This window comes from Pseudomonas sp. 1L-B-1-E-C1 (genome assembly GCF_057291835.1).
Window position 1 is genome coordinate 270,399 of the sequence record NZ_JBXAWN010000008.1, and the last position, 20,184, is coordinate 290,582.

At 59.5% G+C, this 20,184-nt stretch carries 14 protein-coding genes and 1 tRNA gene; all 15 read right to left on the reverse strand.

The features are described 5' to 3' along the window. Nucleotides 1-6 precede the first annotated feature (6 nt). Nucleotides 7-1,806, reverse strand: coding sequence for an alpha/beta hydrolase family protein (locus AC0Z4S_RS16215; RefSeq protein ID WP_485623731.1), 1,800 nt, complete (start codon nucleotides 1,804-1,806; stop codon nucleotides 7-9). Beyond that, on the reverse strand, nucleotides 1,772-2,911 hold the full coding sequence (pqqE, locus tag AC0Z4S_RS16220) for a pyrroloquinoline quinone biosynthesis protein PqqE (protein WP_485623773.1): 1,140 nt from the start codon (nucleotides 2,909-2,911) through the stop codon (nucleotides 1,772-1,774). The genes AC0Z4S_RS16215 and pqqE overlap by 35 nt, the downstream gene beginning before the upstream one ends. Further along, nucleotides 2,904-3,179 (reverse strand): pyrroloquinoline quinone biosynthesis peptide chaperone PqqD, encoded by a 276-nt coding sequence (gene pqqD, locus AC0Z4S_RS16225; protein ID WP_485623732.1) that lies wholly within the window; start codon nucleotides 3,177-3,179, stop codon nucleotides 2,904-2,906. Before pqqD ends, pqqE begins: the two co-directional genes overlap by 8 nt. Beyond that, the gene (gene pqqC, locus AC0Z4S_RS16230) at nucleotides 3,176-3,928 is read right to left on the reverse strand and encodes a pyrroloquinoline-quinone synthase PqqC (RefSeq protein WP_042606685.1); all 753 of its coding nucleotides are present in this window, start codon (nucleotides 3,926-3,928) and stop codon (nucleotides 3,176-3,178) included. The genes pqqD and pqqC overlap by 4 nt, the downstream gene beginning before the upstream one ends. A 136-nt stretch (nucleotides 3,929-4,064) precedes the next feature. Then, nucleotides 4,065-4,976 carry a pyrroloquinoline quinone biosynthesis protein PqqB gene (gene pqqB / locus AC0Z4S_RS16235; RefSeq protein WP_108225161.1) on the reverse strand — a complete coding sequence of 304 codons (912 nt, stop codon included), beginning with the start codon at nucleotides 4,974-4,976 and terminating at the stop codon, nucleotides 4,065-4,067. Nucleotides 4,977-5,057: 81 nt separating this feature from the next. Then, the gene (pqqA, locus tag AC0Z4S_RS16240) at nucleotides 5,058-5,132 is read right to left on the reverse strand and encodes a pyrroloquinoline quinone precursor peptide PqqA (protein WP_003444522.1); all 75 of its coding nucleotides are present in this window, start codon (nucleotides 5,130-5,132) and stop codon (nucleotides 5,058-5,060) included. A 156-nt stretch (nucleotides 5,133-5,288) separates the two neighbouring features. Next, nucleotides 5,289-7,700 carry a pyrroloquinoline quinone biosynthesis protein PqqF gene (gene pqqF / locus AC0Z4S_RS16245; protein WP_485623733.1) on the reverse strand — a complete coding sequence of 804 codons (2,412 nt, stop codon included), beginning with the start codon at nucleotides 7,698-7,700 and terminating at the stop codon, nucleotides 5,289-5,291. Between the two features lie 38 nt (nucleotides 7,701-7,738). Further along, nucleotides 7,739-8,533: a carbon-nitrogen hydrolase family protein gene (locus tag AC0Z4S_RS16250; protein ID WP_485623734.1), complete on the reverse strand. Its 795-nt coding sequence runs from the start codon at nucleotides 8,531-8,533 to the stop codon at nucleotides 7,739-7,741. Nucleotides 8,534-8,545: 12 nt separating this feature from the next. Continuing rightward, nucleotides 8,546-10,228 (reverse strand): flavin monoamine oxidase family protein, encoded by a 1,683-nt coding sequence (locus tag AC0Z4S_RS16255; RefSeq protein WP_485623735.1) that lies wholly within the window; start codon nucleotides 10,226-10,228, stop codon nucleotides 8,546-8,548. 223 nt (nucleotides 10,229-10,451) lie between these two features. Further along, nucleotides 10,452-10,913, reverse strand: a complete 462-nt coding sequence (locus tag AC0Z4S_RS16260; protein ID WP_042606694.1) for an Lrp/AsnC family transcriptional regulator — start codon at nucleotides 10,911-10,913, stop codon at nucleotides 10,452-10,454. Nucleotides 10,914-11,407: 494 nt separating this feature from the next. Beyond that, the gene (locus AC0Z4S_RS16265; protein WP_485623736.1) at nucleotides 11,408-11,758 is read right to left on the reverse strand and encodes a hypothetical protein; all 351 of its coding nucleotides are present in this window, start codon (nucleotides 11,756-11,758) and stop codon (nucleotides 11,408-11,410) included. Between the two features lie 197 nt (nucleotides 11,759-11,955). Continuing rightward, a tRNA-Ile gene (locus AC0Z4S_RS16270) sits at nucleotides 11,956-12,032 on the reverse strand. Between the two features lie 15 nt (nucleotides 12,033-12,047). Next, nucleotides 12,048-15,794, reverse strand: coding sequence for a bifunctional diguanylate cyclase/phosphodiesterase (locus AC0Z4S_RS16275; RefSeq protein WP_485623737.1), 3,747 nt, complete (start codon nucleotides 15,792-15,794; stop codon nucleotides 12,048-12,050). A gap of 126 nt (nucleotides 15,795-15,920) precedes the next feature. Continuing rightward, nucleotides 15,921-17,768: an RNA polymerase sigma factor RpoD gene (gene rpoD / locus AC0Z4S_RS16280; protein WP_253496415.1), complete on the reverse strand. Its 1,848-nt coding sequence runs from the start codon at nucleotides 17,766-17,768 to the stop codon at nucleotides 15,921-15,923. A 67-nt stretch (nucleotides 17,769-17,835) separates the two neighbouring features. After that, nucleotides 17,836-19,800, reverse strand: a complete 1,965-nt coding sequence (gene dnaG, locus AC0Z4S_RS16285) for a DNA primase (protein WP_397504714.1) — start codon at nucleotides 19,798-19,800, stop codon at nucleotides 17,836-17,838. Between the last annotated feature and the right edge of the window lie 384 nt (nucleotides 19,801-20,184).

Genomic DNA, 20,184 nt, shown 5'->3' on the forward strand with positions numbered 1-20,184 from the left:
CGGTTTTCAGTCAGCCAGTCCCATCACCCGCCGATAAAACGTCCACTCCTGCTCCAGTGCATGCGCCTGGTTGGCCGCGCGACGAAAGCCGTGGCGTTCGTCAGGGTAGTAATACGCTTCTACCGGGATGCCGTTGTGCTCCAGCGCCGCAACCATGTCGCGGGTCTGTTGCGGCACGACCACCGCGTCCAGTTCACCCTGGAAGAAAATCACCGGCACGCGAATATTGTCTGCGTGCAGCAATGGCGTGCGGGAGGCATAGCGTTCGGCATCCAGCTCGGGATCGCCGATCAGCCAGTCTAGATAATCGCCCTCAAACTTGTGCGTGGCCCGCGCCAAAGCCACCGGGTCGCTGACGCCATAGAGGCTGGCGCCTGCGCGGAAGACTTGTCTGAACGCCAGCGCGCACAGTGTCGTGTACCCGCCCGCGCTGCCGCCGCGAATGAACGCGCGGTCACCATCGATCAAACCTTGGTCAGCGAGGTGGCTGACCACCGCGCAGGCATCCTCGACATCCACCTCGCCCCAGCGCAAATGCAGCGCTTGACGATATTCACGACCATAGCCACTGCTGCCGCGATAGTTGAGGTCGGCGACAGCGAAGCCGCGCTGCGTCCAGTACTGGATGCGCGGGTCGAGCATCGGATAGCACGCCGACGTCGGGCCACCGTGGATAAACACCACCAGCGGCGGTTTCGCTTCACCGCTCATGGCCGGGTAGAAGAAACCGTGCGCCTCGCCGGAGCCGCTCGGATAACGCAAGGTTTGCGGACGGCTGATGCGTTCGGCAGGCAATGGAGCCACGCCGCCAGCGAGGATTTTCACGGCATGAGAGACACGATCAATGGCGATCACTGCCGACGGGCTGGTCGGCGATGCAGCGATGCAATAGATGAATTGTTGATCCATCGCCAAATGGCGGAAGCGGCTGTAGTCGCCGCTGAAATCTTCATCGCCAAGGGTCAGGCGACCGAAACCATCCTCGCTCCAGCTGGCTAAGAATTGATCACCGACAGGCAGCCAAGTGCAGCCGCCCAATTGCCAGGGCGCGGGCGCGTGATCGGCCTCGGCACCGGGCAGCGCTTGCAAGCCTCGGGACGTTTCAACCCACGGCTGCCAGTAACCGCCACGATCCGTCAGGCAATACAAACGGCCATCGGCATCGAAGCGCGGCTGCTGGATTGACTCTTCGATATCGTTGCCAGCCACACAACGAGGCGCAGAAAAATCACCTTCCGCAACCATCAACCGCGTCGACGTCCACGGCTGATGCGGTCGGCTCCACTCGATCCATGCCAACCGCTGGCCGTCCGGGCTCAACGTTGGCGACGCATAAAAATCCGCACCCTCGGCCAGCACCTGTCGCGTACCGCTCGCCAGATCAATTGCCACCAGGCGATGCCGATCCTGCTGCTCTTCAACTGCCAACACCCGGCCACCGGCAAATTGCAGATCGCCATAGCGGCAGTCAGTCGACGTCAGCAAGACCGGCGCGCCATCCAGCGCCTGCCGATACATCTGCTGATCCGCTTCATTGACGAAAACTACCCCGTCAGGTGTCAGACAAAACGCGCCACCACCATATTCGTACACGCGGCTACGCACGCTGAAGCCATCCGGCGTCAGACGTTTCGCCACGCCCCCGCGCCAATGCCAGATTCGGCAGGCGGCATCCTCTGGGCGATATTCATTCCAGAACAGACCGTGGACGCCGAGCTGCAGTTCGGCGAAGTCGGTCCCGGCGGCGACGGCCTGGGCGGCGCTGAAAGGCTCAGCCCTTGGCGATGAGGCGTGAGTTTCGTTCATTGCGAAAGGCCAATTGTTCGATGGTTTGAGTGGCGGTCTCGGCTTCTTCGCGGGCCTTGAGAATCACGCCGTGATGTTCGGACTTGCTGCACACCGGGTCGGCATTACTCGCGTCGCCAGTGAGCATGAACGCTTGGCAGCGGCAGCCGCCGAAGTCTTTTTCTTTCTCGTCGCAAGAGCGGCACGGCTCGGGCATCCAGTCGTAACCGCGAAAACGATTGAAGCCGAACGAGTCGTACCAGATGTGCTGCATGCTGTGATCGCGCACGTTGGGAAACTGCACCGGCATCTGGCGGGCGCCATGGCAGGGCAGGGCCGTGCCGTCCGGAGTCACCGTCAGAAAGATGCTACCCCAACCGTTCATGCAGGCTTTCGGGCGTTCTTCGTAGTAGTCGGGGGTGACGAAAATCAGCTTGCACGGATGCCCTTCCGCTTCCAGTTTGGCTCGGTATTCGTTGGTGATGCGTTCGGCGCGCACCAGTTGTTCCTTGGTCGGCAACAGACCGACACGGTTGAGCTGTGCCCAGCCGTAGAACTGGCAAGTGGCGAGTTCGACGAAGTCGGCCTCCAGCGCAATGCACAGCTCGATGATGCGGTCGATCTTGTCGATGTTGTGCCGGTGGGTAACGAAGTTCAGCACCATCGGGTAGCCGTGGGCCTTCACCGCACGAGCCATTTCCAGCTTCTGCGCAAAGGCCTTTTTCGAGCCGGCGAGCAGGTTGTTCACTTGCTCGTCACTGGCCTGGAAACTGATCTGGATGTGGTCGAGTCCAGCCTTTTTGAAGTCGCTGATCTTCTGCTCGGTCAGACCGATGCCGGAGGTGATCAGGTTGGTGTAGAAGCCCAACTGCCGCGCTTCATGAATCAGTTCGGCGAGATCCTGGCGCACCAACGGTTCGCCGCCGGAAAAGCCCAGTTGCGCCGCGCCCATTTCCCGCGCTTCGCGGAACACCTTGATCCACTGTTCGGTGGTCAGCTCTTTGCCCTGCTTGGCGAAATCCAGTGGGTTCGAGCAATACGGGCATTGCAACGGACAACGGTAGGTCAGCTCGGCGAGCAGCCACAGCGGCAGGCCGACTTCAGGTTTCGCCGGCAGATCAGGCAAGGCTGAGCCAGTGTTGCTCACGGGCAACCTCCATGAATTGTTCGACGTCGTCACCGAGTTCGGGCACACCGGGGAACTGCTCGTCGAGTCTGGCAATGATCGCCGCGACATCGCGTTCGCCATCAATCAAGCCGCCGATCAGCGCGGCCGTCTCGTTGAGCTTGATCATGCCTTCCGGGTACAGCAACACATGGCCCTTTTGCGCCGGTTCGTACTGAAAGCGGTAGCCTGGGCGCCAGTTCGGCACTTTGCTGCGATCGAAACTCATAAGGTGATTCCTTTATGCCAGACCCGTTGTTCGGTCACGCTGTGGTACGGCGGACGGTTCAGTTCGTAGGCCATGCTCATGGCATCGAGCATGCTCCAAAGAATGTCCAGTTTGAACTGGAGAATTTCCAGCATGCGCTCCTGCCCTTCGCGAGTCTTGTAGTGCTCAAGGGTGATTGCCAGCCCATGCTCGACATCGCGGCGCGCCTGACCGAGGCGGGTGCGGAAATATTCATAACCGGCCGGGTCGATCCACGGGTAATGCTGCGGCCAACTGTCCAGGCGTGACTGGTGGATCTGCGGCGCGAACAGTTCGGTCAGCGAACTGCTGGCGGCTTCCTGCCAACTGGCGCGCCGAGCGAAGTTGACGTAGGCATCGACGGCGAAACGCACACCGGGCAACACCAGCTCCTGGGAACGCAATTGATCCGGGTCGAGGCCGACAGCCTGGCCGAGACGCAGCCAGGCTTCAATGCCACCGTCTTCACCGGGCGCGCCGTCGTGGTCGAGCAGGCGCTGAATCCACTCGCGGCGGATTTCGCGGTCCGGGCAGTTGGCGAGGATCGCCGCGTCTTTCAGGGGAATGTTCACCTGATAGTAGAAGCGGTTGGCGACCCAGCCCTGAATCTGCTCGCGGGTGGCGCGGCCTTCGTACATCGCCACATGGTAGGGGTGGTAAATGTGGTAGTAGGCGCCCTTGGCGCGCAGGGCCGCTTCGAATTCTGCGGGGGACAGCGGGGTGTCGGTCATTGCGGTTCTCCGGGGAACAACCGTTGAAATCCTGGGTGTCTATTCGGACGTCTTCGCGAGCAAGCTCGCTCCCACAGGGTTTGTGAACGCCACAGATCCAATGTGGGAGCGAGCTTGCTCGCGAAGAGGCCATCCGCTACAGCACAATACTCATGCCATCAAACGCCACTTCAACATTACGCCGCGCCAGTTCGGCACGCTCCGGCGAATCTTCATCGAGAATCGGATTGGTGTTGTTGATGTGGATAAGCACTTTGCGCTGCTCAGGCAGTTGCTCCAGCACTTCGAGCATGCCGCCAGGCCCGTTCTGCGCCAGATGGCCCATTTCACGGCCAGTACGCGTGCCAACGCCACGGCGCTGCATTTCATCGTCGTCCCACATCGTGCCGTCCACCAACAGGCAATCGCTGCCCGCCATGATTTCCAGCAGCGGCGCATCGACCTTGCCCAGACCCGGCGCGTAAAACAGCTTGCCGCCGGTGTTCAGGTCTTCAACGATCAAGCCGATGTTGTCACCCGGATGCGGATCGAAACGATGCGGCGAATACGGCGGCGCGGCGCTGCGCAATGGCAGCGGCGTGAAGCGCAGGTTCGGGCACGCGGCTACGGTGAAGCTCTGGTCGAGTTCGATGCGGTTCCAGTCCAGCCCGCCGTTCCAGTGGGTGAGCATCTTGAACAGGGGGAAACCGGTGCTCAAATCTTCATGAACCATGTCCGTGCACCAGACCTGATGCGGGCAGCCTTCGCGCAGGCTGAGCAGGCCCGTGGTGTGGTCGATCTGGCTGTCCATCAGGATGATCGCGCTGATGCCGGTGTCGCGCAGGGCCCGGCCCGGTTGCATCGGGGCGAAGCTTTGCAGCTGCGCGCGGATGTCCGGCGAGGCATTGCACAGCACCCAGTTCACGCCGTCATCGGAAATGGCGATGGACGATTGGGTGCGCGCCTTGGCATTCAGGCTGCCGTCGCGAAAGCCTGCGCAGTTGACGCAGTTGCAGTTCCACTGCGGAAAACCGCCACCGGCGGCCGAACCCAGAATCTGGACGAACATGAACGCTCCATCATTTCAACGCGGAAAATAAAACGCCTCGGCGAGCCGAGGCGTTGCACTGCGATTCTGCGTTAGCAGAACTCAGCGGCTGGCGAAGTACATGGTGACTTCGAAGCCGATACGCAGGTCGGTGTAAGCAGGTTTGGTCCAGGCCATGAGATGTCTCCTTCTGAGGTTTGGGATAGCGCTATCCATAGTTATAGTCCACGGCAGCGCGATGACGTTCCAATTGGTTAGGCGGCTATGTTACTCAAAATTTCAGCGCAGTGACCCGTGAATCTTTGAGAAAGCTCCTTGCAGGCTCGGTAATGATCAGTTTGCCGCTTGCCACGGCGCACCGGGCATCGATTCATTGGCCAGGCAGAGATAGCCACCCTCGGCGCTGATCAGGCGCTGCGCAGCGGCCAGCACAGCCTCGCGATCGAGCCGCTGGAACGCCCTGATCAATTGTTCACGGTAATCCGACGAATGGCCGGCGAGTTTACCCTGCCAGAGAAGTTCGGCTGTGTTCTTGGTGGACAGTGTGGCGTCGTCGAACTGATCGGCGAGGCTTTGGCGCTGTTGCTTGTAACTCGTGTCGTCGAGCGTTTCGACCAGCGCTGGAATGCTCTTGAAGAACGCTTGCACATGTTCAAGCAGGACGACCGTTGAGGTCGTTGGCGATTGCACGCCGAAGACAATCGCAGTCTTGCCATGCAACTGACGCAACGCGCTGAACACGGCGTAACCCAATTGCAGTTCGACACGCAGGCGCTGGTAGAAAGGCGTCTGGCACAGTTGTGCAAGCAGGCGCCAAGCGGCTTCATCAGCGATGTCATGGCTGGCGGTCGGGCAGATGAGCAGCAGGGCATGTTCGGTGGAGGCCGTGTCGATCCGGCTCCAGCGGAACTCGCCGTTGTTGCGCGCAGTCATCGGTAGCTGGTTGTTGGGCGTGCCGGGAATCCGGCTGAGCGCCAGGCCCATGGCTGATTGGGTTTGTTGATTAAGCCCGAGGGCAAGGCCGTCCCAGCGCGAAGTTGTCCACAGCTGTTTGGCGTCATCGCTGGTTTCATTTGTCGGCAGGGACGTTTCCGGTAACGCTTCGAGCAGTTGGCGGATCGGCATCGAGGGTGTCTGTGCATCGTCGCGCGGCGAATCGGCGCCGATGGCCGTCAGACATTTCAGCGCATGCTCCAGGACGTTGGGCATGGATTCTTGCAGACCAGTCATTTTCAGCAGCCATTGGTTACCCGCGGCGCTGAAAGACACATCCACTCCGGCCTCGGCCGCGTCCTGTCGTGTCTGGCGCAGACTGCGCTGCAATCTTGAGCGCAGATCTGCACTGGCTGCCGCTTCGACCTGCCAACGCAGATAAATTGCGCCTTCATCGCTGTTGTCCGGCAGCGCCTGGCTGAACTGCATCGGCGAGCGTTCACGACGACTGCGCGAGCGATCCTGGGCGAACGTGCGCAGGCCACGGTGGGCGCTGGTCTGGCCGCGAATCAGCCCGGCGTTGGCCGGCGGTTCACTGGCCCGCAGGAAAGGATTGGCGGCGGGCCGGTGCCAATGTTCGCTGAAGTTATCCACAACACCGATTTCGCGGAGGATATGCGCAAGTGCGGCAGCGCCCGATTCGGACAGGCCGAGTGCATGCTGCTCAACATCGAGGCGCGCCAGTTGTAATGCGCCGCTGACTTGTTGCTGGCGCTGAAGCAGGGCGGTGTATTCCTCGCGCAGCGGCGTCCAGTCTTGGCGGGCGAAAAAGCTCAGCCAGTCCAGCAGTTGCTCACGAATGGCATTCAACCGGCCGCCATCAACATTGAATTGAAGATGCACCAGCGCTTGTCCGGCGAACTGATAAACCGGCGTGGCTTTCAGATTGTCAGCCAGGTTCTGTTGTTGCAGATACGCGAGCAATCCACCGGCTTTGGCGCTATTCAACCAATGGCAGAGAAAGGCCAGCGCTTCGGCGGATGAGTCAGGCAAGGCGTCAAAAGCAAACAGCAGGTTCGCCTGAGCGCCGACCTGTTGATAACTTTTCACTGTCAGCGGTGGCGGCGCGACCTGGGCAACGTTATCGCCAATCGGCAATACCGCTGCGAATTGCAGCGCCAACTCGCCCAGCTCATCGACACTCTGCGGCCCAGCCAGACTCAGGCTCATTTGCCCGGTTCGATAAAACCTGTGATGGAAATCCTTCAGCGCCGTTTGAAACGCCTGGGATTCCACCTGCAAGCTGTCCCGATTGCCCGCATGAAAACCGCGCAACGGGTGCGGCGCCGGTAAACCTTCATACAAGGCAAACTCCTGTTGCGCTGTCGGATCTTGCGACCAGGCGACAAATTCCGCCTGCAGCACTTCCCGTTCGCGCCGTTGCTCGTGCAGATTCATACGTGGACGGGCGAGCATATCCGACAGACGCTCGAGCCCCGCGCTGAACGACGATACGGGCAGCTCGAAGAAAAAATCCGTGGTGCGCTCGCGGGTGCTGGCATTTACCTGCCCGCCGTGACGTTGCACGTAGGCCATCAGCGCTTCGTCTGTGGGAAAACGCTCGGTGCCGAGAAACAGCAAGTGCTCAAGAAAATGCGCCAGCCCCGGCCATGCCAACGGCGCGTCATGGCTGCCGGCCGCCACACGCAACGCGGCAGCGCTGCGCTTGAGGCCGGGCACGTGGCGCAGGGTCACGCGCAAGCCGTTGGCCAGGGTTTCAGTATGGGAACGGGGATGAGTCGGCGCGGGCATGGGCACTTCCAGAACAGTGAAGTGCCCATGCTAGCGGATTAACGTCGGTTGAGCGCGCCGTAAAGCTCTGGGCGGCGATCGCTGAGATAGCGATTGGCTTGGCGTGAATCGTTCATCAGTTGTCGGTCCAGTTCACCGACAATCAACGCCTCGTCCAGACCTGCCAGGGCGATACGGCTGCCGTCCGGTGCGGCGACGCTGCTTTGTCCGCAGTACTGAATATCGCCTTCATGTCCGCAGTAATTGGCGTAAGCCACGTAGCACTGGTTTTCGAACGCACGGGCGCGCACGGTGACGTCGGCGACGAAGTCGAACGGAATCATGTTGGCCGTTGGGACCACAATCAGCTCGGCGCCGGCCAAGGCCAGACGACGAGCGTTTTCCGGGAATTCCAGGTCATAGCAGATCAGGAAACCGAGCTTCCAGCCGTTCAGCTCAACCACCGGCAGCTCCGCTTCGCCGGAGCTGAACATCGACCGATCGAGGTCGCCGAACAGATGCGACTTGCGGTAATTGCACAGGCGCTCGCCGTGGGCGTCGATCAGTTGCACGGCGTTGTAGATCTGCCCGTCGGCGGTGCGCTCCGGGTAACCGTAAACGATTGCCAGACCGGCAGCCTTGGCAATCCGGCCGATCTGCTGCGCCCATTCACCGTTATAGACCTCGGCCAGCGTGCTGACCGCTTCGACGCCGATGTTGTAGCCGGTCATGAACATCTCCGGCAGCACCAGCAGATCGGCGCCTTTGGCCTCCATCGCCACCTGATGCAGGCGATGCAGATTGGCGGCGGGGTCCAGTGGCAGCGGTGGACATTGGTAAACGGCTACGCGCATCGGGGAATCCTCTTACTCGGGCAGGGCGATAGGGCCGATATCTTTGAACACATCACCCGGGCCCGGGTTCTCTTTATGTGTCGATCCGCCGAAATGTTTCATGATGCCCCACACCGCGTTCAGCGAAGTCTGCACCGCGCCTTCGACCCATGCCGGTGTCCAGGACACGTCGTCGCCGGCGATGAAAATCCCGCGCTGTTCGGCCGGCATGTCGTCCTGCATGAAGTGCGCGTACATACGCTGGTTGTAGCGGTAATGGCCGGGCAGGGCGCCTTTGAAAGCACCGAGGAAATACGGATCGGCTTCCCACGACACAGTGATCGGATCACCGATGATGCGTGCGGCGATGTCGACTTTCGGGTAGATCTTTTTCAACGCGTTCAGCGCCAGTTCGACGCGTTTCTCCACCGGATGCGGGAGCATTTTCAGCGCGTCGCTCATCCACGAGTACGACAGGCAGATCACTCCCGGCTTGTCGTCTCCGTTATCGAACAGATAGGTGCCACGGGTCAGGCGATCCGTGAGAGTCATGCTCATCACGTCGCGACCGGTTTCCGGGTCTTTGTCCTTCCAGAACGGTCGGTCGACCATGACAAAGGTTTTCGAAGATTGCATGTAGCGGGTGCGGTCGAGGGCCATCCACATCTTCTGTGAGAACAGGGTTTCGTCGCATTCGATCTGCGTGGTCAGCAGCCAGCTCTGGCAGGTAGTCAGCACTGCGGCGTATTCACGGGTGTCACCGTTATTGTCGGTAACGGCGAAGCGGCCCTCCGGCGCGTGGGCAATTTTCTTCACCCCGGAACGCGGCGCGCCACGGTGCAGGGATTTCAGGCTGGTGCCGGCCGGCCAGTGCACGCAGCGCTCCGGCACATGACGCCAGATGCCTTGCGGCACCTGCTCGACGCCACCGACCACCAAGTGCTGGTGATCATCGCAGTTGGTCATCACGACGCGGAAAATTTCCAGCATCGAATTGGGGAAGTCCGAATCCCAGCCGCCGGTACCGAAACCGACCTGACCAAACACTTCGCGGTGCTGGAACGACAATTTGGCGAAGGCCTTCGAGGTGGCGACGAAGTCGTAAAAGGTCCGGTCGTCCCACAGCGGCACCAGCTTGTTCCACAGCTCTTTCAGGCGCGGCACATCGCGATCGCGAATGGCTTGTTGAATATCGGAAAACTGCGAACCGGCTTCCAGCGCATCCGCCCAGGCGTCGGCGACTTCCTGGAACAATGCAGGAAGATCCTTCAGGCTTTCGGCGTAATAGGTTTCGCCTTCCAGGTCGATCACGGTGCTGCCCGAAGCGCCGGTCAGCGGGTTGGGGAAAGGCTTGGTTTCGAGGCCGAGCTTGTCGACGTAGTGATAAAACGCCGTGGAGGACACTGGAAAGCGCATGCCGCCAAGCTCCGCGACGATGGCGTCGGTACCATTGAAGGCTTGCGAGCGCAGACGACCGCCGAGTTTCGACGCCTCATAAACCACCGGTTTCAAGCCGAGCTTCATCAGCTCGTAAGCGGCTACCAGCCCGGCGATACCCGCGCCGACAATCGCCACTTCAGCGCCGTGATTTTGCTCAGGAATGCTGCCGAGACCGGCCGGGTGTTCGATCCAGTCGTCAAACGCGAACGGAAAGTCCGGACCGAAAATGGTGACTGGTTTTTTTCCGTCTGCAGGATGGCGGTTGTTCTTGTTCATGGCTGTCCTTGTTGGCGACCCGACGCCGGATTCGCGTCTGAGTATAGGAAAAGATGCCAGCCATTCTAGGGAGCGTGGAGCGCGTTAATAAGACGCAATGTGTCGTCGTTTTGCCAGATTAACGTTCAATATGACGAGTGGCGACTACACACCGACCAAAATGTGGGAGCGAGCCTGATCGCGAAGAGGCTCTGAAATTCACCCGAGAAGCTCGGTCATAACCTCAAACCGGCTGCCCACGATCAATCTTGCTGCTCAAGATGATCGAGGTCGTAGTCTTCTCTACCCCATCGACGCTGCCAATCTGATCCAGCAACTGATCCAGTTGCTCCGGCGAATCAGTGCGCAACCACGCCACATAATCAAACTCGCCACTCACCGCACACAGCTGCTGCACCTGCGCCATCGCGCTCAAGCGCCGTAGCACATCCTTGCCGGAACGCGGCTGCACCTTGATCCCGACGTAGGCCTGCAAGCCACCATCGACCACGCGCTGACCGAGGCGCACACCATAGCCGGTGATTACTTTGGCCTTTTCCAGCCGGGCCAGGCGCGACGTGACCGTCGTACGCGCAATCCCCAGTTGCCGAGCGAGCATGGCCACGCTTTCGCGGGCGTTGATTTGCAGCGCGGCGATCAGCTGGCGGTCGATTTCGTCGAGGGTGGGGGGGCGGGTGTCTGGCAAGGGAGGTTCCATTGGCGTTGGGTCGGAGGGTGGCGCACTCTACAGGCAAACAACGATAAGCTTCTGCGCCATAGCAAAGTGGTCGCGGATGGTTTTGCTGAAACAAATGTTCTGACAATTGATTTGACTTGTCTGCCCTGTTTCCCAAGAATGCCAACAAGAGCGCGAAATCTGCTGCCTTGCAGGGCATCAGCAGATGTAGGTACCTCAGCGATGCTGCAACATCGGTGTCAGGTGAGACCTCTTCATCCCATTTCCTGAGGATGCAAATATCAGGATTCAGATGTTACGGGCAGCCCGATGGCTGCCCTTTTTTTGTCCGTAAGAATGTACCGCTTATACAAAAGTTCGCCTTTTCGATGCCTGTTCATGGCTCTCGCCGGAGCGTGCATGAAATTCCAGAGAACGTGTCCATCACGAATATCCACAACCACGAGCATGTCATTCTTCGCCTCATACGCATTGATGAATGCCACGCGGTGTCCGCCGTTATCTTAGCGGACTTTCCATATTTCAAAGGGGCCCGTTAAGGTATCGATAGCGTGTCGAACATAGCGCTCGCGCGAGTCCGGGCGTTTTTCAACGATGTGGGCAAGTTTGTCTCTCCCAACCGCAACGTTTCCAATCGGTGTCAGAATCGTGACGGCCATAACGAACTCATCGATGAATCCGAAGTAATCCAAGAGTATTCCCAAGGCACCCGCTGCATCGTCAGCCCTTTTTATTTCTGTGATTGCGGCTGATCGAAGTTCTTTTGAGAGTGTTCTCAAGTCGGGTAGGGCAAGATCGATCCAGGTTGCTTGGTCGGCTGCTTCCCTGATTGTTGGAGCAGCATTCATGAGCATGGAAACAATCCTGGGCGGCGATGACGCCAGGAGATTAATTGCTCGCAGGAAAACCTCACAAGACTGCAAACGTCCCCGAAAGATCGCTTCAGAATGTTCCTACAGAGAACTCGGCCATGTTCCGAGCGTCTAGCTTGGCAAGACTGAGAAATCATCAGCCCACAAAAAAGCCGCGCATTCAGCGCGGCTTTTCAATTTGGTGGGCCCACACGGACTCGAACCGTGGACCAAAGGATTATGAGTCCTCTGCTCTAACCAACTGAGCTATAGGCCCTCAGTAGGCCGCGGATTATAGCGACGGTTTCGCGGCTGTGCTATCCGAAAAATCCGATACGGTCACATGCAGAAACGTCGCGGCGAATTCGTCCGGTGGCAGTGGCAGGCTGACGATGTAGCCCTGGATCTGTTCACAGCCCTCAGCGGTGAGGAATTGTTGTTGCGCCTGGGTTTCCACGCCTTCGGCGATCACGGTGAATTGCATGCTGCGGCCGAGTGCGATGATGGCGCGTACGATCGCCGCGTCATGGGGGTCGTCGGGCAGTCCGCGGACAAAAGACTGGTCGATCTTGAGGATGTCGAGGGGCAGGCGTTTGAGGTAGCTGAGCGAGGAATAGCCGGTGCCGAAGTCGTCGATCGCCAGCTGTACGCCGAGGTGTTTGAGCTGGTGCAGCACCGCCAGCGCCTCTTCGGCCTGACTCATGATGAAATTCTCGGTAATTTCCAGTTGCAGTAAATCCGGCCTGAGGCGGTTGTCCTTGAGCAGTTGCTCGATGCGCGCGAGCAGGTTCGGTTGGCGCAGTTGCGCGCCGGCAAGATTAACCGAGAGCGGACCGAGCGGTTCGTGGATCTGATTCCACTCGAACATCTGCCTGCAGGCGGTCTCGAGAACCCAGTCGCCGATTTGCAGGATCATGCCATTCTCTTCGGCCAGCGGAATGAAGTGCTCTGGCGGCACTTCGCCGAAGGTTGGATGACGCCAGCGAATCAGTGCTTCGGCGCCCACCAGACTGTGGTCGACAAGGCTGATTTTCGGTTGGTAGTAGAGAAAGAGCTCGTCGCGCTCAATGGCACGGCGCAATTCATGCTCCAGCGCAACTCGTTCGCTGGCCTGGGCGGTTAGGTCACGGGTGTAGCTTTCTACGCGGTTGCGCCCCTTGGCTTTGGAGCGATACATCGCGGCGTCGGCGTTTTTTACCAGGGTCGCGACGTCGCAGCCATCGCGTGGATAAAGGCTGGTGCCGATGCTGGCACTGATAAAGAATTCATGTTCGCCTGCCTGAAAGGGCGCGCTGAAACAGTGGAGCAGTTTCGTGGCGATGTTATCGGCGTCACTGGCTTGCTGCAGCCCGGGTAGCAGGATGATGAATTCATCTCCGCCCAGCCGCGCGACGGTGTCAATGTCGCGCAGTTGTTCCTTCAAGCGTACGGCAATCCCTTTAAGCAACAGATCGCCGACCGGGTGACCGAGACTGTCGTTGATGTGCTTGAAACGATCGAGGTCGAGAAACAGCACGGCGCCCAGGCCGCCATTTTCTTGCTGACTGATCAGTGCCGTATGCAGTCGGCTTTCGAACAGGGTGCGGTTGGGCAGACCGGTGAGCGGGTCGTGGTGAGCCTGGTAATCAAGCTTGGCCTGAGCATGTTTGAGGCTGGAAATATCGGCGAACACCGCGACGAAGTGCGTGATGAACTTGTCGCGGTTGCGCACGGCGCTGATGGTCAGCCAGCTCGGGTACAACTCGCCGTTCTTGCGTCGGTTGGAAATCTCGCCTTGCCAGTGGCCTTCATCGGTCAACTGATGCCACATCGCCGCGTAGAACGCGCTGTCATGCAGCCCAGACGCCAATAGCCGTGGCGTGTGGCCCAGCGCCTCGCTTTCGCTGTAGCCGGTGATTTCGGTGAAGGCGCGATTGACCGCGCTGATGTGTTGCTGGGTGTCGGTGATCAGTACACCTTCAGCGGTGCTTTCGAAAACCGTCGCCGCCTGCTGCAGTTTTTCCTGCATGAGATGGCGTTCGGTGATGTCCCGGGCGATGGTCAGCATGCAGTCCTCGTCGCCGATCGGCAGCGGGCGACTGGAGACTTCGCACAGGCGGATCTGCCCGTCGCTGCGACGGATATGGCAGGTGAAGTCGCGGACAAAACCGTCGCGCTGCAGCAGGTCGAGCATCTGTTTGCGTTCGTTGAGGTTGACCCAGATGCCCAGATCCAGTGTCGAGCGATCCACCGACATCGCGCTGTTGAATCCGGTGATGCGACTGAAACCTTCGTTGACCTCCAAAAGCAGACCGTCGCTCTGACGCGACAGCAGCAGACCGTCCGGTGACGCATGGAAAGCTTTGGCAAACTTCTCTTCGGAGGTTTGCAGTTGTTGCTGGGTTTCCTTGAGCTGGCTGATGTCGCGCACCACAACCACCAGCGCCGGCGTGGTGTCGAGGTCGAAGGGTTCGGCGGAAATCAGCCCGGTGAATACCTGGCCGTTGTTGCGGCGAAAGGGCATTTCCAGATTACGGATGCTGCCGGCCTGCAAGCGCTGCAACAGACCCGGGCCGACCCCGGGAATGCCCCAGATATTGAGGTTGGTGGCGGTTTGGCCGATCACGTCCTCGGCCCTGAGACCGATCTGCTCTTCGAAAGCTTCGTTGACCTCCAGCAAGCAGCCGTCGGACGAGCGCGCGATCACCAGAATGTCCGGACATTGCTCGAACACCGAGGCGAACTTCTGCTCCGACAGGCGCAGCGCTTCTTCGGTGCGCTTGATTTCGCTGATGTCGATCATCAGCCCGCGCATCACCGGTTCGTGGCCATGCTCAATCAGACTGACAATGTCGCGCACCCACAGACAACGGCCGTCGGCAGTGATGACGCGATAATCGACAATGTGATCACGCCCCTCACGCAGCGCTTCCTTGCAATAGTTCTGCGTGCGGGTCAGGTCGGCGGGGTGAATGATGTTGTGCCAGAAGCCCGGAATCAGCCAGTGCGATTGTGGATAACCGAGCAAATCTTCAGCGTGGGGCGAAACATAGCTGTAGGTGAAGTCGCTCATCCGCGCTTCCCAGGCAATGGCCGACAGGCTTTCCACCAGGCCGCGATAGTGATATTCGCTGCTGCGCAATTCCTGTTCGAGATCGATACGCCGGGTGATTTCCGAACTCAGGCGGCGGTTGATGCGAATCACCACGGCGAGGACGGTGATCAGCAGTAACAGACCGGGCAGGCCGTACACCAGCAGGTCTGACCAGAACGAGCGATGGTCGAGCACGTTGCCGACCCAATGCTCCTGGATACTGCTGATTTCCGCGGGCGTCATGTCGGCGAGGACCTTGTCGAGAATCCCCACCAGCACTTTGTTGTCGCGGGGCACGGCCATTGCCAGTTGATAGCGATACGGGGTTTCGCCGCTGACGTAGAGCCCGTCGAGCTTGAGTTGGCGCAGGCTCCAGACGCTGGAAGCCAGGTCGCCGACCACGGCGTCCACTTCATCGGTTGCCAATGCCTGCAGCGCCGAACTGACATTGGGCATTGCGACCAGATTCAGATCGGGGTGATGAGTGCGCAACAGTTCGTGAGGGGCGTAGTTTTCCACCACGGCGATTTTCAGACCGTACAGGTCGTCGAGTTTGCGCGGCTGGGCGCCGCCGACATGGGCGAGGATGACGATCGGGAAGTCGAGGTACGGCCGGGTGAATGACAGATAGTTCTGGCGCTCCGGCGTAGACATGATTCCCGGCAGCAAATCGATTTTGCCTTTTTTGACCTGCTCCAGCACCACCGTCCAGCTGACCGGTTCGATGGGCGTCAGCTTGATCGCCAGACGTTGACGGATCACGTCGATATAGTCGGCAGCCAGACCCTGATAACGGTTCTGGTCGTCGCGAAATTCGAATGGCGGCCACGACGCATCGACACCCAGGCGCAAATCAGGGTGAGCCGCCAGCCAGCTGCGTTCTTCATCGGTCAGAGTCAGCGCGTCAGCCGTGGCGGTGCAAATCATCAATGACAGCAGAAAAAGCACCGGCGCCAGTCTGGGCATAACGCTCTCGTCAAGGCTCGGGGGTGGTTGTTTCGAGTGTAGACGGGGTATGCGGCGGGGAGGGTGGGGCGGGGAATTTAATCTGCCATAAAACAAAACCCCCGGCCTGGGCCGGGGGGTCTGGTATCACTCGTCAAGGAAGGAGCGCAGATGCTCGCTTCGCGTCGGGTGGCGCAGCTTGCGCAGCGCCTTGGCTTCGATCTGACGTATCCGCTCACGCGTTACGTCAAACTGTTTGCCGACTTCTTCGAGCGTATGGTCAGTGTTCATGTCGATGCCGAAGCGCATGCGCAATACCTTGGCTTCACGGGCAGTGAGGCCGGACAGTACTTCGCGAGTCGCTTCCTTCAGACTTTCCACCGTGGCGACATCGATTGGCGACTGCATGGTCGAGTCTTCGATGAAGTCGCCCAGATGGGAGTCTTCGTCATCACCGATCGGGGTTTCCATGGAGATCGGCTCTTTGGCGATCTTCAGTACCTTGCGGATCTTGTCCTCAGGCATTTCCATGCGTTCGCCCAGCTCTTCCGGGGTCGGTTCGCGACCCATTTCCTGCAACATCTGCCGGGAAATACGGTTGAGCTTGTTGATCGTCTCGATCATGTGCACCGGAATACGGATGGTGCGGGCCTGGTCGGCGATCGAGCGAGTGATCGCCTGACGGATCCACCAGGTGGCATAAGTCGAGAACTTGTAACCACGACGGTATTCGAACTTGTCCACCGCTTTCATCAGACCGATGTTGCCTTCCTGGATCAGATCGAGGAATTGCAGGCCGCGGTTGGTGTACTTCTTGGCGATCGAGATCACCAGACGCAGGTTGGCTTCAACCATCTCTTTCTTCGCGCGGCGGGCCTTGGCCTCACCGATCGACATGCGACGGTTGATGTCCTTGATTTCTGCGATGGTCAGGCCGGTCTCGGTTTCCAGCGCGATCAGCTTCTGCTGGCAACGGATGATGTCCGGCTGCACGCGACCGATGGCTTCGGCGTACTTGCTCTTGCCTTTGGCCAGGGCGTCGGACCAGCTTTCGTCGACTTCGTTGCCCGGGAACTGACGCAGGAAATCGGCGCGTGGCATACGTGCATCACGTACGCACAGCTGCATGATCGCGCGCTCTTGCTGACGCAGACGATCCAGGGCACTGCGCACACGCTCGACCAGGGCTTCGAATTGCTTCGGCACCAGTTTGATCGGCATGAACAGCTCGGCCAGGGCCAGCAACTCGGCAACCGCTGCCTTGTTGTGACGACCGTGCTTTTTCAGGGCCTTGCGGGTGATTTCCATCTGGTCGGCCACAGCACCAAAGCGCTGCGCAGCAATGACCGGGTCCGGACCGCTTTCAGCTTCTTCTTCGTCATCGGAAGAGTCGGCATCATCATCGTCGGTATCGTCGTCGGCCTTGACGGCTTTCGGGTCAACCGGCGGCGGCACTTCTGCCGCAGGTGGCGCAATACCGTCGTCCGGGTCGATATAACCGCTGAGGACGTCGGACAGGCGACCACCTTCGGTGGTGACGCGGGTGTACTCGGAGAGAATGTGGTCAACCGTGCCAGGGAAGTGCGCAATTGCGCTCATCACTTCACGAATGCCTTCTTCGATCCGCTTGGCGATTTCGATTTCGCCTTCACGGGTCAGAAGCTCGACCGTACCCATTTCACGCATGTACATGCGCACCGGGTCAGTGGTGCGACCGATATCGGTCTCCACCGCCGCCAACGCAGCGGCTGCTTCTTCCGCAGCGGCCTCGTCGGTATCGGCGTCGGCCAACATAAGGGCGTCCGCATCCGGAGCACTCTCGTGTACGGGGATCCCCATGTCGTTAATCATGCGGATGATGTCTTCCACCTGCTCCGGATCTGAAATATCCTCGGGCAGGTGGTCGTTGACCTCGGCGTAAGTCAGATACTTCTGCTCACGACCCAGTTTGATCAACTCAATAATACGAGACTGCTGTTGCGCTTTTCCGGACATAACACCCTATCCACTGAAGGTCTTGGCGGGCAAAAAACAAGCCGAGGATTATACCTGAGCTATGACCTCACGCGCCAGTTGAGGTCGGGTTTGATGCGGAAACATTGCGACTTAAAAGGTCGCGCAGTTGATTTTTCTCTTCGACGCTCAGTTCGCTTTGCCGCGCTTTCCTGAGTAACTGTTCGAGATTTCGCTCGCGTTGGCGGGCTGACAGGCTAGTAATGGTGTCGAAAAACTGTTGTTCAAGGTTATCTCCGTCAATCAGCCATTCCTTTTCTGCCAGTGCCTTGAGTAAACGACCCTGTTCAGTACCGTGCCATCGCGCGATCAGCTGAAATGAGTTTAGCTTGGGATTCTTCTGTACGGCTTCGAGCAGCGCCACAAGCAGCTGGGCGTTGGTTTGATTTTCGTCGGCAATGTGCCCGGCGTCTTCGACGCGCTTGGCCAGTTGCGGATGATGGAGCAATGTTCTGAGTGCCGTCAGGGTTGGCGATTCAACGCCAATCGGCGTGCGCGGGCGCTGCTGTTCACGATCGCCGCCACGCTTGCCATTCTTGTCCCACGGCTTCTTGTCCCACTTCTTGCCGCCGGCGCCGGGTTTCTTCGGCGTCCATTCCTGCTGCGGCACATACATGTCCTGTGCCTGCGGCTGATGGTAGTCGCTGTAATCCGGCATGGCGTCGTAATCGATGCCCGGATCGTAGGCGGGCGGTGCTTCCTGCGGCGCACTCTGGACCAATTGGCTGACGGTCTCGCTGCTCAGGCCGGTGATCTCGGTCAGGCGCTGACGCATGAGAATGCGCAGGTTCGCGCCCGGCACCTTGTCGATCAGCGGCGCAGCGAGGGTGGCCATGTGCGCCTTGCCCTCGAGCGAGCGCGGGTCGGATTCCTCTGTCAGTTGCTGGAAAAAATAATCGGCCAGCGGCTGCGCGTGCTGATTGATGCGCGCCTTGAAAGCGTCGGTGCCTTCGGCGCGCACCAGGGTATCCGGGTCTTCGCCTTCGGGCAGAAACAGGAATCGGGCGCGGCGACCGTCCTGCAGGCACGGCAGGGTCGCTTCCAGTGCGCGCCACGCGGCGTTGCGGCCGGCCTGGTCGCCGTCGAAGCAGAACAATACGTTCGGCACAACGCGGAACAGGCGCTTCAAATGCTCTTCGCTGGTCGCGGTACCCAGCGTGGCGACGGCATTGCGCAAGCCTTGCTGGGCGAGGGCGATGACGTCCATATAGCCTTCGACGACGATGATTTCGTCGAGGTTGCGATTGTTCTTGCGCGCTTCATAGAGGCCGTAGAGTTCCTGGCCTTTATGGAATACCGGCGTTTCCGGTGAGTTCAGGTACTTGGGCTTGTCGTCGCCCAGTACGCGACCGCCGAAGGCGATGATCCGCCCACGGGTGTCGCGAATTGGGAACATCACGCGATCACGGAAGCGATCATAGCGTTTGCCGGTTTCGGCGTTCTCGATCAGCAGGCCGGCTTCGATCATGGCCTTCTGTTGCAGGGTGTCGCTGCTCAGATGCTTGAGCAGATTGTCCCAGCCCGGTGGCGCAAAACCGAGGCCGAAATCCCGGGCGATCTCGCCGGTCAGGCCGCGACCCTTTAGATAATCCACTGCAGCCTTGCGCGATGGATGACTCTTGAGTGCCTGCCGATAGAAATCGGCGGCGGCGGTGAGCAGCGGGTACAGCGGTGAATCGGTCGGCTGGCGCGGCTTGCGCTCGCGACCGCTTTCTTCGCGGGGGATTTCCATGCCGGCGGCTTTGGCCAGATCTTCAACGGCCTGGGGGAAATCCAGGTTGTCGTGATCCATGAGAAAGCCGAGGGCATTGCCGCCAGCGCCACAGCCGAAGCAGTAATAGAACTGCTTGTCGGGGCTGACGCTGAATGACGGGGTTTTCTCTTTATGGAACGGGCAACAGGCGGTGTAATTCTTGCCGGCCTTCTTCAATTGCACGCGCGAGCTGACCACGTCGACGATGTCGGTGCGGTTCAGCAGGTCGTCAATGAAGCTCTGGGGAATCAGCCCGGCCATGGCGTTCTCGTCGTCTGCGCTGCAATAAGTCCGTTGCGACAGGCTGTCGGACGCGGGCCATTGCTGGAAACGCACGAAAAGTGCGGCTCGACCGGTGTCGTTTGCGTGATCGCTGTCGGGAGTGTATCTGCCGAAAATCCACTGACGTTAGTACCTATCAGTCTTCGACTATTTGAAAGTGTTGCGCTGAATCCGCTGACGGCCGGTTGTCGGCCTCGGATAGCTCAATAAAGCGGGCACGCATGCAGGTGCCTTGGGCTGATCGTCGTAAGAGGAATCAGTGGGTGTGCTCGTCAGTAGCCTTGAAAGGCTCGTCAGAAAAGACGTGCACCGCTGGCAAAAGAGCCAGGCCTGACGCGGTGAAGCAGATTTGTCTCGGTCGCA